The 16,179-nt window shown below is 53.5% G+C and carries 12 protein-coding genes and 1 pseudogene; 8 read left to right on the top strand and 5 right to left on the bottom strand.

The features are described 5' to 3' along the window. Positions 1-76: 76 nt before the first annotated feature. On the bottom strand, positions 77-1,228 hold the full coding sequence (rlmG, locus tag RAHAQ2_RS02720) for a 23S rRNA (guanine(1835)-N(2))-methyltransferase RlmG (RefSeq protein ID WP_014333752.1): 1,152 nt from the start codon (positions 1,226-1,228) through the stop codon (positions 77-79). Between the two features lie 170 nt (positions 1,229-1,398). Here rlmG and RAHAQ2_RS02715 point away from each other — a divergent pair, with 170 nt between their 5' ends. The 5 genes from RAHAQ2_RS02715 to sstT all read left to right on the top strand — a co-directional run bounded on the left by RAHAQ2_RS02715 (position 1,399) and on the right by sstT (position 6,423). After that, positions 1,399-1,905: a M48 metallopeptidase family protein gene (locus RAHAQ2_RS02715; protein ID WP_014333751.1), complete on the top strand. Its 507-nt coding sequence runs from the start codon at positions 1,399-1,401 to the stop codon at positions 1,903-1,905. A 32-nt stretch (positions 1,906-1,937) separates the two neighbouring features. Further along, positions 1,938-2,924, top strand: a complete 987-nt coding sequence (locus tag RAHAQ2_RS02710; RefSeq protein ID WP_014333750.1) for a Gfo/Idh/MocA family protein — start codon at positions 1,938-1,940, stop codon at positions 2,922-2,924. A 26-nt stretch (positions 2,925-2,950) separates the two neighbouring features. Beyond that, positions 2,951-3,697, top strand: a complete 747-nt coding sequence (locus RAHAQ2_RS02705) for a glutamine amidotransferase (RefSeq protein ID WP_014333749.1) — start codon at positions 2,951-2,953, stop codon at positions 3,695-3,697. Positions 3,698-4,107: 410 nt separating this feature from the next. Next, a complete protein-coding gene (locus RAHAQ2_RS02700) occupies positions 4,108-5,076 on the top strand; it encodes a TerC family protein (protein ID WP_014333748.1) in 969 nt (322 codons plus the stop codon). 135 nt (positions 5,077-5,211) lie between these two features. After that, the gene (gene sstT, locus RAHAQ2_RS02695; RefSeq protein ID WP_014333747.1) at positions 5,212-6,423 is read left to right on the top strand and encodes a serine/threonine transporter SstT; all 1,212 of its coding nucleotides are present in this window, start codon (positions 5,212-5,214) and stop codon (positions 6,421-6,423) included. A gap of 42 nt (positions 6,424-6,465) precedes the next feature. Here the strand turns inward: sstT and RAHAQ2_RS25675 are convergent, their stop codons facing one another. The 4 genes and pseudogenes from RAHAQ2_RS25675 to mgtA all read right to left on the bottom strand — a co-directional run bounded on the left by RAHAQ2_RS25675 (position 6,466) and on the right by mgtA (position 11,545). Continuing rightward, on the bottom strand, positions 6,466-6,621 hold the full coding sequence (locus RAHAQ2_RS25675; protein WP_156105442.1) for a hypothetical protein: 156 nt from the start codon (positions 6,619-6,621) through the stop codon (positions 6,466-6,468). Positions 6,622-6,853: 232 nt separating this feature from the next. Then, the gene (gene tnpA / locus RAHAQ2_RS02690) at positions 6,854-7,312 is read right to left on the bottom strand and encodes an IS200/IS605-like element IS1541D family transposase (RefSeq protein WP_014333746.1); all 459 of its coding nucleotides are present in this window, start codon (positions 7,310-7,312) and stop codon (positions 6,854-6,856) included. Positions 7,313-7,948: 636 nt separating this feature from the next. Next, positions 7,949-8,600: pseudogene (locus RAHAQ2_RS02680) on the bottom strand (hypothetical protein). Between the two features lie 242 nt (positions 8,601-8,842). Continuing rightward, positions 8,843-11,545 carry a magnesium-translocating P-type ATPase gene (mgtA, locus tag RAHAQ2_RS02675; protein ID WP_086935261.1) on the bottom strand — a complete coding sequence of 901 codons (2,703 nt, stop codon included), beginning with the start codon at positions 11,543-11,545 and terminating at the stop codon, positions 8,843-8,845. A 343-nt stretch (positions 11,546-11,888) separates the two neighbouring features. Here mgtA and treR point away from each other — a divergent pair, with 343 nt between their 5' ends. The 3 genes from treR to treC all read left to right on the top strand — a co-directional run bounded on the left by treR (position 11,889) and on the right by treC (position 16,055). After that, positions 11,889-12,845, top strand: coding sequence for a trehalose operon repressor TreR (gene treR / locus RAHAQ2_RS02670; protein WP_014333742.1), 957 nt, complete (start codon positions 11,889-11,891; stop codon positions 12,843-12,845). A 125-nt stretch (positions 12,846-12,970) separates the two neighbouring features. Next, on the top strand, positions 12,971-14,389 hold the full coding sequence (gene treB, locus RAHAQ2_RS02665) for a PTS trehalose transporter subunit IIBC (protein ID WP_014333741.1): 1,419 nt from the start codon (positions 12,971-12,973) through the stop codon (positions 14,387-14,389). A gap of 22 nt (positions 14,390-14,411) precedes the next feature. After that, the gene (gene treC, locus RAHAQ2_RS02660; protein WP_014333740.1) at positions 14,412-16,055 is read left to right on the top strand and encodes an alpha,alpha-phosphotrehalase; all 1,644 of its coding nucleotides are present in this window, start codon (positions 14,412-14,414) and stop codon (positions 16,053-16,055) included. The last annotated feature ends 124 nt before the right edge of the window (positions 16,056-16,179 follow it).

Genomic DNA, 16,179 nt, shown 5'->3' with positions numbered 1-16,179 from the left:
GGGCACCAGCAGACGAAAAAAAGCCGCGATCAGCGCAATGCCGATCAGCGGCTTTTTCATGTCTGCTATTTAGCGATCAGTGATGTGCGGCGGTTTTCACAGCACGCAAAATCACGAATTTCTGATTGGTGGCGATCGTCGTGCAGTTACCGAACAGACGACGTAACTTCTGGTAGTAATCCAGATGGCGGTTGCCAACGATGCGCAGTTCGCCGCCGGTTTGCAGGCAACGTTTGGCATCGCAGAACATGCGCCAGGCAGTGTCATCGCTGACAACGGTGCCCTGATGGAACGGCGGGTTACACAGCACGGCGTGCAGCGTTTCACGTTCAACACCGGCCAGCATATTGTTCACTTCGAAATGACAGCGGCTGACATCCTGCGGCAAATTGTTTTCGACGTTAATACGGCTCGATTCCACTGCCATATAGGATTCATCGACGAACAGCATTTGTGCATCGGGATTCAGCGCCAGTGCGGTCATGCCGATCACGCCGTTACCACACCCCAAATCCGCCATGCGCCCTTCGATGCCTTCCGGCAAATGTTGCATGAAGAAACGTGCACCGATGTCCAGACCGCCGCGTGAGAACACGTTGGCGTGGTTGGAGATACGGAATTCACTGTCATCCAGCGCCCATTCAGAAATTACCGGTTCCGCAGTTTGCGCAGGCAAGGTGGCTTCGCAATGGATCAGACGGGCTTTTTTCCACGCCAGACTGGTTTTGGTCGGTCCGAGGATTTTCTCGAACAGCTGCAACGTTGACGTATGAATGTCGCGGGCTTTCGCACCGGCGATAATCCGGGTGTCCGGCGTCACCACTTCCCGCAGTGCCAGCAGTTGCTGTTCCAGCAGCGCCAGTGTTTTTGGCACTTTGATGATCACCAGGCCCGGATTGATCGGCAACGGCACCAGGCTGCTTTGTGCCGCCACGCTGTCTTCGTCAAAACCGTTAAGGCGCAGGTTGTGGCGCATCGCCAGCTGGCTCATAAAGGAGTCGTTGACGCTGGTCGGATTATACGGCTGCAATGCGCAGGCCAGTGTGCCGAACGCATCGTTGAAAATCAGCAGCGGACGGCCGTTGAGCGCCTCGGTGTTCAGGTTTTGCAGCAGATATTCATCGGCCGCTTCCCATGCCTGTAACTGCGTTGCCGCTTCTTCCAGCGGATAACGTTCCAGACGCAGTTGCAATAACTGACCACCGGTTTCGGTTTCAAATTGGCTCATTGGCCCTCCTCGTATTCAATTTGCGCTGTTTATCCCTTAATTTGGTCTATCAGTAAAACGTTTTTTCAGTTAAAAAGGGGTTTATCTGCCTGATCCGCGCGATCGTTGCAAAAACTGCACTGACCGGTACGGCATCTTTTCCCCGGCAATAAGAGACAAAGCAAACAGTTATGCCTGAATTGACCTATCTGCAAGGCTATCCGGAGTCGCTTCAGGCTCAGGTGCGTCAGTTAATCGACCAGGAACGTTTGGGTAACGTCTTGCTGACGCGATATCCCGAACCGCACGAGCTGACCACCGACAAATCGCTTTATCAGTATACGCTGGACCTGAAAAATCAATTTTTGCGCAGTTCATCGCCGTTAAGCAAAGTGGCTTATGACAATAAAATCCACGTGATGAAGCACGCGCTGGGGCTGCATACCGCGATATCCCGTATTCAGGGCGGCAAGCTGAAAGCCAAAGCGGAAATCCGGGTGGCGACGGTGTTTAAAAGCGCGCCGGAAGCGTTTCTGAAAATGATCGTGGTGCATGAACTCGCGCACCTGAAAGAAAAAGAACACAACAAAGCGTTCTACAGCCTGTGCTGTCATATGACGCCTGACTATCATCAGTTAGAGTTCGACACGCGCATGTATCTGACGCATCTGGAAATATTCGGTAAGTTATACACCTAAATGAGATCTCCACTTATCTATACGGAATACATATGATTCGTTTTGCGGTTGTTGGTACCAACTGGATCACCCAGCGTTTTATTGATGCCGCACACGAGAGCGGTAAAATGAAGCTGACCGCGATTTACTCCCGCACGCTGGAAGGCGCTAAAAAGCTGGGTGAGGATTATCCGGTTGGGCATTACTTTGATTCTCTTGAAGAAATGGCGGCGTCTGATCTGATTGATGCGGTGTATATCGCCAGCCCTAACTCCCTGCACTACCCGCAGTCCCTGTTGTTCCTCAGCCATAAAAAGCACGTGATTTGCGAGAAGCCGCTGGCGTCCAATCTGCGCGAAGCCGAAAGCCTGATCGCCTGCGCGAAAGAGAACAACGTGGTGCTGTTCGAAGCCTTTAAAACCGCCTATCTGCCGAACTTCCTGCACATGAAAGGCGCGCTGAACCGTATCGGTAAACTGCGTAAAGCCATTCTGAATTACTGCCAGTATTCATCACGTTATCCGCGCTATCTGGCGGGTGAAAACCCGAATACCTTTAACCCGGCGTTTTCTAACGGCTCGATTATGGATATCGGTTATTACTGTCTGGCGAGTGCCATTTCGTTGTTTGGCGAACCGGAATCGGTGAAAGCCACCGCGACCTTGCTGGAAAGCGGCGTTGATGGTCAGGGCACCGTAATCCTGTCTTATGCTGATGATTTCGAAGTGGTGATCCATCATTCCAAAATCAGTGATTCCCATTTGCCGAGTGAGATCCAGGGCGAAGACGGCACATTGCAGATGGAAAAACTGTCTGAATGCCAGACGCTGAGTCTGACACCACGCGGCAGCCAGAAGCTGGATCTGACCCAGCCCCAGCACATCAACACCATGCTGTATGAAGCAGAAACGTTTGCGATTCTGGTCGACAGCCAGTTTGTCGCGCATCCGGGGCTGGAAGTCTCGCGTATCACCGCCAAAGTGCTGACGGAAATCCGCCGTCAGACCGGCGTGGTGTTCCCGGCCGATAACCAGCCTTAATGTTCAGTAAAAATCGGGAGTAACAGATGATTGCACCCAGCCAGAAACCGCTGTTAATTTTACAGACCGGCCACGCGCCGGAACCTATCCGTCGTGCGCACGATAACTTTCCGCAGATGTTTATCCGTCAGGGCGATATCGATGCGCAGCAGGTGGTGATTGTGGATTTGCAGGCGGGTGAGCGCCCGCTGCCGCCGGAAAACTATTGCGGGGCGATCATTACCGGTTCGCGCAGCATGGTTACCGAGCATCTGGCATGGAGCGAAGAAGCGGCGGACTGGGTACGGCTGGGCATGTTGCAGGAATTACCGATGTTTGGTGCCTGCTACGGCCATCAGCTGATGGCATACGCGCTGGGCGGCGAGGTGGATTACCATCCGCAGGGTATTGAAGTCGGTACCCATGAGGTGACGCTGACGCCGGACGGGCATCTTGATCCACTGGTGTCGCAGCTTCCCGCACAGTTCGCGGCCAATCTGATCCACCTGCAAACCGTCATCACCCCGCCCGCGACAGCGACGGTGCTGGCAAAAACGCAGCACGATCCGCATCAGATCCTGCGCTACGGCCCGAACGCCATCAGCACACAGTTCCATCCTGAATTCAGTCTGGCGGTCATGAAGACATATCTGTCCTGGCTGGGGTCCATCGCCGAAGACGATAATGTCGATTTTGCGCATCAGGCTCAGCAACTTAGCGAAACGCCGCTCAGCCGCAGCCTGCTGCTTTCCTTTGTTGGCGCACTCGGCAAGCGCCAGGCCCTGGCAGGTTAATGCGCTAAAATGTTTCTGAATGTTTGACACCGGACACATTTTGCATTAATTTGCGAGCTGCAAAGGGGAGTAACTTCTTCGCCGGATAATCGTCATTACGGTGCCTGGACCCGCGCTTAAGCGCCGTCTCAGCCACCCGGTTACCGGGGCAACCCACTAATTAATGTTTACCCGAATAATTCGAGTTGCAGGTAGGCGGCAAGCGAACGAATCCCGATGAGCTGACACAGGTCAGTGATTCGGGTGAGCGAACGCAGCCAACAACCCTGCGGCTCGAAAGATGAAGGGGAAACGGGTTGTAAGTGAGACCTTGCCGGAAGGCGAGGTTTGCTCACAGCTCAAAAATGAGCGGCTAACGTCTTCCGACGCTGGCCGTTTTTTTTTGATGTTTTTTCGAGGATGACGCAATGATGAACTCCGTAGGCAACCCGATGTTGTGGGGCTCTTTTGCCGTGGTAGTGATAATTATGCTCGCGTTCGACCTGCTGTTGCAGGGTCGCAAAGGCGCGCAAACCATGAGTATGAAAAGTGCCGCGCTGTGGTCGCTGGTGTGGATAGGCCTGTCGTTGCTGTTCAACTTCGGCTTCTGGTGGTATCTCAACGGCGAGTTTGGCCGTGAGGTGGCAGACGCCAAGGCCACGATGTTCCTGACCGGTTATCTGCTGGAAAAAGCGCTGGCGGTGGATAACGTCTTCGTCTGGCTGATCCTGTTCAGTTACTTCTCTATTCCTGCCAGCCTGCAACGCCGCGTACTGGTCTACGGCGTGCTCGGCGCCATCGTCCTGCGTACCGGCATGATTTTCGCCGGCAGCTGGCTGGTGGGGCAATTTAGCTGGATTTTGTACGTGTTTGGCGCGTTCCTGCTGTTCACCGGTATCAAGATGGCGCTGGCGAAAGAAGACGACGGCGAAGTGGGCGAAAAGCCGATGATCCGCTGGCTGCGCAGCAAAATGCGCATGACCGACGAGTTGCAGGGCGAGAAATTCTTCGTGCGCCGTAACGGTATTCTGTTCGCCACCCCGCTGTTGCTGGTGCTGATCATGGTTGAACTGAGTGACGTGATTTTTGCGGTCGACAGCATCCCGGCGATTTTCGCGGTGACCACCGACCCGTTCATCGTGCTGACGTCTAACCTGTTCGCGATCCTCGGCCTGCGTGCGATGTACTTCCTGCTGGCAGGCGTGGCAGAACGTTTCTCGATGCTGAAATACGGTCTGGCGGTGATCCTGATTTTCATCGGTATCAAGATGCTGCTGCTCGATGTGTTCCACATTCCGGTGGGAATATCGCTGGGCGTGATCGCGTCGATTCTGATCATCACCCTGCTGATTAACACCTGGGTGAACCGTCGGGCTGACCTCGCAAAATCCAAAAAATAAGCGGGCATCGATCGCAAAATAATGTCATCAGGCGGGCGCTAACAAGCGCCCGTTATTTTTTGAGCTAGATTCTGCTAGTCTCCTGCTTCGCCGTTCAGGACACGAACGGTGATAACGTATAAAAAAGGGAAAATCATGCAAACACCATCCTCTCCGTCATTTTTAAAACGCTTCACCGACAGCAGTCTGGTGATGCAAATTCTGGTCGGCTTAATCGCCGGTATCATCCTCGCGGCACTGGCGCCGGAAGTGGCGAAAACGGCGGGCCTGCTCGGCAGTTTGTTTGTCGGCGCGCTGAAAGCCGTCGCACCGTTGCTGGTGTTAGTGCTGGTTACCGCTTCAATCACCAATCATCCCAAAGGCCGTAAAACGTCGCTGGGTCCGATCCTGTTTCTGTATCTCTTCGGGACGTTTTCGGCGGCACTGATTGCCGTCGTGGTCAGTTTTATGTTCCCTTCGACGCTGGATCTGAAAGTCGCGAACGTCGAAATCACGCCGCCGGGAGGGATTGCGGAGGTGCTGAAAGGGCTGATTATGAGCATTGTGTCTAACCCGTTCCGCGCCCTGATCGATGCGAATTATATCGGCATTCTGGCCTGGGCGATTGGCCTTGGACTGGCGCTGCGTCAGGCTGCTGATACGACGAAAAATCTGGTCACGGATGTCTCGGTGGCCGTCACCAAAATTGTCCGTGTGGTGATCCGCTTTGCGCCACTGGGGATTTTCGGTCTGGTCGCCGAAACACTGGCCACCAGCGGATTTGGCGCGTTATACGATTATGCACATCTGCTGGTTGTGCTGATTGGCTGTATGTTGCTGGTGGCGCTGGTATTTAATCCGCTGATCGTGCTGGTGAAAACCCGCCGAAACCCCTATCCGCTGGTCTTCGCCTGCCTGCGTGAAAGTGGCGTCACCGCCTTCTTCACCCGCAGTTCTGCCGCCAATATTCCGGTCAACATGAACCTTTGCCGCAAACTGGGGCTGGATGAAGACACCTATTCTGTGTCGATCCCGCTGGGTGCCACCATCAATATGGCGGGCGCGGCGATCACCATTACAGTGCTGACGCTGGCGGCAGTCACGACGCTGGGTATTGAAGTGGATATTCTGACGGCGCTGTTGCTGAGCGTGATGGCGGCAGTGTGCGCCTGTGGCGCGTCAGGGGTGGCGGGCGGTTCGCTGCTGCTGATCCCGATGGCATGCAGCCTGTTTGGCATTCCCAATGACATCGCCATGCAGGTGGTGGCTGTCGGTTTCATCATCGGTATTTTGCAGGATTCAGCGGAAACTGCGCTGAACTCTTCCACCGACGTGTTGTTTACCGCCGCAGCCTGTCAGAAAAACTGATCCTTCCTGCACCGGGCAGCCCCTGCCGCCCGGTGCATTGCCTTACGGCTTCACGCCGTTCAGCAACACCTCCAGCGGATACACCATCGCGATCACCAGTTCGTCATGGATCGCCGCCGCATCATCCAGCTGAGCCTGCGCCTGCCGGCGTTCCTGCTGTTCACCGGTATCAAGATGGCCCTGCTCGATGTGTTCCACATTCCGGTGGGAATATCGCTGGGCGTGATCGCCTCGATTCTGATCATCACCCTGCTGATTAACACCCGGGTGAACCGTCGTAACGATCTAAACAATACGCGAAAGTCATAGCATTAATCAGGAATAAATATCCTCCGGCATAGCCGGAGGTTTTTCATATGCGCCTGTAAGGCTCTGTTACCAGCCGCGCCCTAACAGGCGCATAGCAATCTGACATTTGCATCCAAATTCGTTACTTACCGCCCGTAAACGGGCTCCCTGGATACGGGATTGATAACTGTTCCCCTAGTTTATCCTGCTCCAGTTGGTGCTTTATGTATTCCTGGATCTTCGATGTATTTTTACCCACTGTATCTACATAATACCCTCGGCACCAAAACTCCCTGTTCCTGTATTTGAATTTAAGATCACCAAATTGTTCATATAGCATCAGACTACTTTTGCCCTTCAGATACCCCATGAAGCTCGATACACTCATCTTCGGCGGGATTTCCACAAGCATATGGATGTGATCTGCACAGCATTCTGCTTCCAGAATGTGCACATTTTTCCATTCACACAGTTTTCTTAAAATACTCCCTACTGCACGGCGTTTCTCGCCGTAGAAGACCTGCCTTCGGTATTTAGGCGCGAAAACTATGTGATATTTACAGTTCCATCGGGTGTGCGCTAAGCTCTTTTCGTCCCCCATTGGGACCCCCTTTTGATTTCTTGTTTGACCAATGCAGTTGCCAGACCGCAAGGTGTTTTAACAAATCAAAAGGGGTTTTTATATCCGGCTCAAAGCTGGAAGCTTTACGGAACCCCCAGCCTAGCTGGGGGTTTTCTATAGACAATAACGAATGGGCGGATACCACGCCCATTTATTATTTTAGCTGTCTTATTTTCAATGAAGTTTATCAAAGCTTATTTCCATCGACATAACTCAACTCCGATTACGAGCCCCTCCAACTGACCGAGGAGGAGCTTTGGCTGGCAACGCTACGCTGTGGCTCTCTCATTCCATCCGTCCTTGTGTATGATATTACCGTCGCGTTAGAAATAAATAAGCTGGAATTGACATGTTATATCCTTATAAAGTTAATTATCACGTTTGTCTCTGCCTGTGATTTTATCAATCACTTTGTACAAGACGTATAGAAATATGAGCCAAGTTCCTATACCTGCAAACTTTATCGGCCACGGCTCGATGTACATAATGCAAAGTATTGTCCCAAATATAATCAATGGTGCAAATGCGAATTCAAATAAATAATAAATTATAAATGCAACTACTTTTTCGATTGCAGTAAGCACCATCCTGAAGAGTTTAAAAAATACCCCGTTTTTAGGCATTTATTTCCTTCCTCACCAAATCAATTATTTTTCTGAATGCAGGTTCGCCTTGCGTCATTCTGATATGCATTGCATCTACAAAAGGTTGAACGGATGGCTCAAATAAGAAGTAAAGGAGATCATAGTCTTTGGGGCTCAATAAATTATATATTTCTGGGTTCTCAGCCTCCAACCGTTCAGAGGTTCGTATTGAGCGCTCAGTCATACCACCAATTAACAACGTTCCAGTTAATACAGCTATGGGTTTCGATTTAAATGTAGCTGAGATAAAAGAAACTCTTTCTAATACTGCAGCCGTTATCATAGCCATGATTGTATTAGTCCCCATCCTTCCCACAAATGATGTAATTACGCCTCTATATATTGTCCTGCTCTGTCTCGGTAACGTAGAGGTTAAACTTAGTAAAAATTATCTTAATCACATCTATGATAGGGTCATAATTCAAGATATCGTTTCTTATAGCGCCAGCTATTCTAATTCTAGCTGTTTCACGCCTGAACCGTGAGTCTGTATCAAACACGCCATATACCATATAGCCCATATCAAGCGGCACGGTGAACGCACCGTTTATGAGGCCATTTACTGATTCGGGGGATAGAATAATCCCAGCAATGCGCGTGGCTATATCATCAATGTCAGCCATATTAATCCCTTAGTTGTGATTCATTCCCATTATATTGGTATTGCATTATACACGTACGCACTAGATTTTTTACTTACAATGGAGATCAGGAAAACTGACATTACTTGTTCTTGATTTTCGTTATTTGAAAGTTCACTTATTGTGTAAAATACACACTTATTAGAATTTCTTTAAACGAAACATATAAAATAAAGGCGGTGACTGCGTTAACCATCACCGCCTTTATGATTAACGCGAAACCCTTATTGCCAGCCGTAACGGCGCACGAACCAGCCTTTCACGCACTGGGTCAGCACCATGTAGCCTGCCAGGATCGCGATCAGCCACGGGAAGTAGCTCAGCGGCAGCGCCTGCAGTTGCAGGAATCCGGCCACCGGCGAGTAGATCAGCGCGATACCGGTGATCACCACCATCAGCGTCATGATGCACAGCGGCCAGGAGGCGCGGCTCTGAATAAACGGCACTTTGCGGGTGCGGATCATGTGCACGATCAGCGTCTGCGACAGCAGTCCTTCAATGAACCAGCCGGACTGGAACAGCGTTTGCGCTTCAACGGTATTGGCTTTAAACACCCACCACATCAGACTAAATGTCAGGATATCGAACACGGAACTGATCGGCCCGAAGAATACCATAAAGCGGCCAATATCACCCGCGTTCCAGCGCTGCGGTTTTGCCAGTTGTTCTTCATCCACGTTATCAAACGGGATCGCCACCTGAGACACATCGTAAATCAGGTTCTGAATCAGCAGATGCAGCGGCAACATCGGCAGGAACGGCAGGAAGGCGCTGGCGACCAGCACGCTGAACACGTTACCGAAGTTAGAACTGGCGGTCATTTTGATGTATTTCAGCATGTTGGCGAAGGTTCTGCGCCCTTCTGTCACACCCTGCTCCAGCACCATCAGGCTTTTTTCCAGCAAAATGATATCCGCCGCTTCTTTGGCGATATCCACCGCCGAATCCACCGAAATGCCAATGTCTGCCGCACGCAGCGCCGGGGCGTCATTAATGCCGTCGCCCATAAACCCGACCACATGCCCTTCGCCACGCAACACGCGCACAATGCGTTCTTTGTGCATCGGCGTGAGTTTGGCGAACACCGTGGTATCACGGGCGACCCGCAGCAACTGACTGTCATCCATGGCATCAATATCGCTGCCGATCAGCACGTTATCGGCCTGTAACCCCACATCTTTGCAGACTTTGCGCGCCACCAGCGGATTATCGCCGGTGAGGATTTTCACCGTCACACCCTTGCGTTGCAGCGCGTCCAGCGCCGGTGCGGTGCTTTCTTTTGGCGGGTCGAGAAACGCGATGTAACCGGCAAGGATCAGGCTGGATTCATCGGTCACGCCATAACCCTGCGTGCGCGATGGCATCACTTTATGCGCCACCGCCACCACGCGCAGGCCCTGCTGATTGAGATCGTCGGTAATGCGGCGGATACGCGCCAGCAACACATCGGTCAGCGGCACAATCTCACCGTTGAGCTGCACCAGCGTACAAATCGACAGCATTTCTTCCAGCGCGCCTTTGCAGATCAGGCGGTGATTCTGGTCGTTTTCGGCGACCACCACAGACATGCGACGGCGGTCGAAATCAAACGGAATTTCATCAATTTTCAGTGAGTTATGCGCCGTACCTGCATCGCCCGCCTCCAGCACGGCGACATCCAGCAGATTTTTCAGGCCGGTCTGGTAATGGCTGTTCAGCCATGCCAGATGCAGCACGTCGTCGCTGGTTTCACCGAGCACATCAGTGTGGCGCTCAAGCACGATTTTATCCTGTGTCAGTGTGCCGGTTTTATCCGTGCAGAGGATGTCCATTGCGCCAAAGTTCTGGATGGCGTCCAGACGTTTAACGATCACTTTCTGGCGGGACAATTTGACCGCGCCTTTCGCCAGCGTCGAGGTGACAATCATCGGCAGCATTTCCGGCGTCAGCCCGACCGCCACCGAGAGCGCAAACAGCGCCGCTTCCCACCAGTCGCCTTTGGTGTAGCCGTTGATCACCAGCACCACCGGCGTCATCACCATCATAAAGCGGATCAGCAGCCAGCTGACTTTGCTGATCCCGGCCTGGAACGCGTTTGGCTGCGTGTCTTCCTGCACCACACGTTCGGCAAGCTGCCCGAACCAGGCTTTGCTGCCGGTGGCGATCACCATCGCAATCGCCGTGCCACTCACCACGTTGGTGCCCATAAAACACAGGGTGTTAAGTTCAAGCGGATCAGCCGCAATCGGTTTTTTCTCGCAGGCGTGTTTTTCCACCGGCAGGGATTCACCGGTCAGTGCCGCCTGGCTGATAAACAAATCTTTGGCAGACAGAATGCGCAGGTCAGCCGGGATCATATCCCCCGCAGAAAGCTTGAGCAGATCCCCCGGTACCAGCTGGCTGATCGGGATTTCCACCGTTTCGCTGCGCCCGGTTTGCGCGTCACTGCGCAGCACGGTCGCGGTATTGCTGACCATCGCTTTCAGTGCATCAGCGGCTTTATTGGAACGCGCTTCCTGAATGAAATGCATGAAAGTGGAAATAAACACCATCGCGCCAATCACCAGCGCTGCCGTTAAATCGTCGGTGGCGTAAGATACCAGGCCGAGCACGGTCAGCAGCAGGTTGAACGGATTGCGGTAGCAGTGCCACAAATGCCGCCACCACGGCGCCGGTTGCTGATCGCCGGTCTGATTCAGACCGGAAACTTCGCGGATCGCGTCGGCTTCGTGCGCCGTCAGCCCTTCCGGATGACTGGCGAATTGCAGATACAACTGATCTTCGGTGGCACGGGCACAGGCCTGACAATGCGCCGACATCGCAGCAGGGATCGCCTGCGCTGCCCGGGCAGATACGTTTTCCAGCATCGGATCGCGGCGGACTAAGCGGCGCGGTAAATTACGGCTGAGCGCACTGAGCAGCCGGGAAGTGAAATTTTTGAACATCATTCGCACCTTTGTTGCGCCCACGGCGAAGCCGCCATGAGCATGGCAAAAGGGTTATTAAAAACAGGGCGAACGAAAAGACGTGCGCCACTGCCTGCCAGGTAAAGTCACGGCAAGCAGCAGCAAAAATGCGGGTGCTTACCGGATCACAACGGACCTACTGAATTGGGGTCGGGTTCCATGGGTTTTCACCTCCGGTAAGGAACGGTTTGGAAATTCATACGCAACGGGTATAAAAATCCGTTAGGGTAACGACACGGATGACGCGCACTTCATCTCCGGCGAGCGCAGTATACGCCGGTTAACTACAACCAAATTTAAACCTGACCCTCATTCACCTTAAAACATGACCCAGCAAAATCGCCTGACCATTAATGATATTGCCCGCCTTAGCGGTGTCGGAAAATCCACGGTTTCCCGCGTTTTAAATAACGAAGGCAACGTCAGCCCGCAAACCCGGGAACGGGTGTTGCAGGTGATCGAACAACAGCATTTCAGCCCGTCGAAATCGGCGCGGGCGATGCGCGGGTTCAGCGATAAAATTGTGGCGATCATCGTGTCGCGTCTTGATTCCCCTTCGGAAAATCTGGCAGTACGCGCCATGTTGCCGCTGTTTTATCAGCAAGGGTACGACCCGATTGTGCTGGAAAGCCAGTTCAGTGCAGAGCGCGTTAAAGAGCATTTGCAGGTGCTGAAACAGCGCAATATCGACGGCATTGTGCTGTTTGGTTTCACCGGACTTTCAGCCCAAATGCTGACGCCGTGGCAGGACAAAATGGTGGTGCTGGCGCGCGATATGCCGGGGTTGTCTTCGGTGTGTTATGACGATGCGGGCGCGGTACAGTTGCTGATGCAAAAACTGCTGGCACAGAATATCCGCGAGATTGGCTTTATCGGTGTTTCGCCGCAAGACACCACTACCGGCCAGCGCCGCAGTGCGGCCTTTCGGGCTTTCTGTAAAGAGCACGGCCTGACGCCACACATTGCGCTGGGTGAACTGACCTATCAGAGCGGCTTCGACCTGATCCCGCAGTTGCTGAAAAATGACATTCAGGCAGTGGTGTGTGCGTCCGACACTATCGCTATCGGCGCCCAAAAATACCTGCAACAACAGCAAATACGTGGCGTGCAGGTGTGCGGTATTGGCAACAACCCGCTGCTGCATTTCCTGTTTCCTGAATCGTATTCGGTGGAACTCGGCTATGGGGCGGGCGGCGAAGCGGCGGCAAAACAATTGCTGGCGCAGCTCAGCGGTTCCGCAAGCGTGAGACAGCTGATTATTCCCGGAAAACTCGCTTTCTGATCTGCCGCTATACAGAAACTTTGTGATCATCCCGGCAAAACCGGGAACGTTCCCGGACAAGTTCCCGCCGCCTTCGCTATGCTTGAACCGTACCCTACACTCACGCACATCACAGGCCACTTCCCATGAGCAAAGTTAAGCAACAGGATGTTGATCAGTTGATCGCCCTTGTCGGCGGCAGCGACAATATCGCGATGGTGACTCACTGTATTACGCGTCTTCGTTTTGTCCTCAATGACCCGTCTAAAGCCGACCCGAAAGGCCTCGAAGCCCTGCCAATGGTCAAAGGCTGCTTTACCAATGCCGGACAGTTCCAGGTGGTGATCGGGCCGGAAGTGGACGATTACTACAAAGTGCTGCTCGCCAGCACCGGTAAAAGTCAGGCGGGCAAAGAGCAGGCAAAAATCGCCGCCCGCCAGAATATGAGCTGGTTTGAACGCAGCATTTCGCACTTTGCGGAAATCTTCTTCCCGCTGCTCCCGGCGCTGATCAGCGGCGGTTTAATTCTCGGTTTCCGCAACGTCATCGGTGAAATCCCGATGAGCGACGGCCAGACGCTGGCGCAGATGCACCCGCTGTGGCAGTCGATTTACGATTTCCTGTGGCTGCTCGGCGAAGCGGTGTTTATGTTCCTGCCGGTGGCGGTTTGCTGGTCGACGGTCAGAAAAATGGGCGGTACCGAAATCCTCGGCATTGTGCTGGGTATCACGCTGGTGTCGCCGCAACTGATGAATTCTTACAACCTCGGTCAGCAAATCCCCGAGGTGTGGAATTTCGGCTGGTTCACCATCGAAAAGGTCGGTTATCAGGCGCAGGTTATTCCTTCCGTGCTCGCCGGTATGGCGCTGGCGATGATCGAAAATGGCCTGAAACGCATCGTGCCTAATTATCTGTATCTGGTGATTGTGCCGGTCAGTTCACTGCTGATTGCCGTCTTCCTGGCGCACACGCTGATCGGGCCGTTTGGTCGCATGGTGGGCGACGGCGTGGCCTTCGCGGTGAAATTCATCATGACCGGCAGCCTCGCGCCAATCGGTGCCGCATTGTTTGGTTTCCTTTACGCGCCGCTGGTCATTACCGGTGTGCATCAGACCACCCTCGCCATTGACATGCAGATGGTGCAAAGCACCGGCGGAACACCGGTGTGGCCGCTGATCGCGCTCTCCAACATTGCGCAGGCCTCCGCCGTGGTCGGGGTGATTATCGTCAGTCGTAAACACAACGAACGTGAGATTTCCGTCCCTGCCGCCATCTCCGCCTTCCTCGGCGTAACCGAACCGGCCATGTACGGGATCAACCTGAAATACCGCTTCCCGATGCTGTGCGCGATGATTGGCTCCGCCTGTGCCGGTCTGATTTGCGGCCTGTTCCACGTCACGGCCAACGGCATCGGCGTCGGCGGTTTGCCGGGCATTTTGTCCATCAAACCGCAGTTCTGGAGTATTTACGCGCTGGCCATGCTGGTGGCGATTGTGGTGCCGGTTATTCTGACCGTGCTGGTTTATCAGCGAAAAGCCCGTCGGGGTGAGCTGGCAGTGGTGTAAGTCATTCAAGAAGGAAAATGGAATGAACAGCGAATTGCCGTGGTGGAAAAACGGCGTGATTTACCAGATTTACCCAAAGAGTTTCCAGGACACCACGGGCAGCGGCACCGGTGATATCAACGGCATTACACAGCGTCTGGATTATCTGAAAACCCTCGGCGTTGATGCGATATGGCTGACGCCGATGTACCTGTCGCCACAGATTGATAATGGCTACGACGTGGCGGATTACTGCGAGATTGACCCGGCTTACGGCACGCTGGAAGATTTCGAACGGCTGACCGCTGAGGCACATCAGCGCGGGATCCGCATCGTGATGGATATGGTGTTTAATCACACCTCGACGCATCACGAGTGGTTCCGGCAGTCGCAGGATGCGGGCAGTCCGTTCCGGCCTTTTTATATCTGGCGTGACGGCGCGGCTGAAGGCGGACCACCGAATAACTGGCGATCCAAATTCGGTGGCGGCGCCTGGCAGTGGCATGAAACCAGCGGTCAGTATTATCTGCATCTGTTCGCCACCGAGCAGGCCGATCTCAACTGGGAATACCCGCCGGTGCGCGAGGCTCTGAAGAAAGTCTGTCAGTTCTGGGCGGATAAAGGCGTCGACGGGCTGCGTCTGGACGTGATCAATCTGGTGTCCAAGCAGCAGGATTTCCCGTCTGACAACGCCGGTGATGGCCGCCGTTTTTACACCGACGGCCCGCGCATTCATGCGTTCCTGCAGGAATTCAGCCGCGACGTGTTCAAGCCCCTCGGGCTGATGACCGTCGGCGAAATGTCTTCCACCCAACTGGAACACTGCCGCCGTTACGCCGCCAATGACGGCAGCGAACTGTCGATGACCTTTAACTTCCATCACCTGAAAGTGGATTATCCGAACGGCGAAAAATGGACTGACGCGCCGCCTGATTTCGTGCAGCTCAAGCAGATTTTCCGCGACTGGCAGCAGGGCATGCACGGTCACGCCTGGAACGCGCTGTTCTGGTGTAATCACGATCAGCCGCGCATCGTGTCGCGTTTTGGTGATGAAGGCGCACTGCGTACCACGTCGGCTAAAATGCTGGCGATGGTGCTGCACGGTCTGCAGGGCACGCCGTATATTTATCAGGGAGAAGAAATCGGCATGACCAATCCGGGCTTCAGACATCTCGAGCAATACCGCGATGTGGAAAGCCTTAACATGTTTGCCGAACTGAAATCGGATGGCCGCGACACCGCAGAACTGCTGCGCATTCTGGCGCGGAAATCGCGGGATAACGCCCGTACGCCGATGCAGTGGACCGCCGGTGAACAGGCCGGATTTACCACCGGCACGCCGTGGATTTCCGTCAGCCAAAACGCCAAAGACATCAATACCGAACAGGCACTGGCCGATAAAGATTCTGTCTTTTATCTGTATCAGCAACTGATCCGCCTGCGCAAAACATTGCCGGTACTGACCGGTGGTGATTATCAGGATTTGCTGCCTGAACATCCGCAATTATGGTGTTTTTCACGCACAGCGGACGGAAATACCCTGCGCGTGGTGGCGAACCTGAGCGATCGGGCTCAGACGTTCACCTTGCCGGAAGTGAGCGGCGAAATGGTGTTAAGTAATTACGCCACAGCGGCAGTTTCCGGCACACTTCGTCCTTACGAATGCCGCTGGCAACTCGCCGGATAATCTGAATTTCCCCTTCTGTCGGGTCAGTCACAAGCGTGTCTGACCCGTTTATTTTTTATGCATCCCCTTATAAAACAACAGGCAAAATTCAGGCCAGAATTTACATTTGGTCATCAATTCTTCC

Source organism: Rahnella aquatilis CIP 78.65 = ATCC 33071, assembly GCF_000241955.1.
Classification (GTDB): Bacteria; Pseudomonadota; Gammaproteobacteria; order Enterobacterales; family Enterobacteriaceae; genus Rahnella; species Rahnella aquatilis.
The sequence above is the reverse complement of the archived record's forward strand: the minus strand, read 5'-3'. Positions and strand labels throughout refer to the sequence as shown.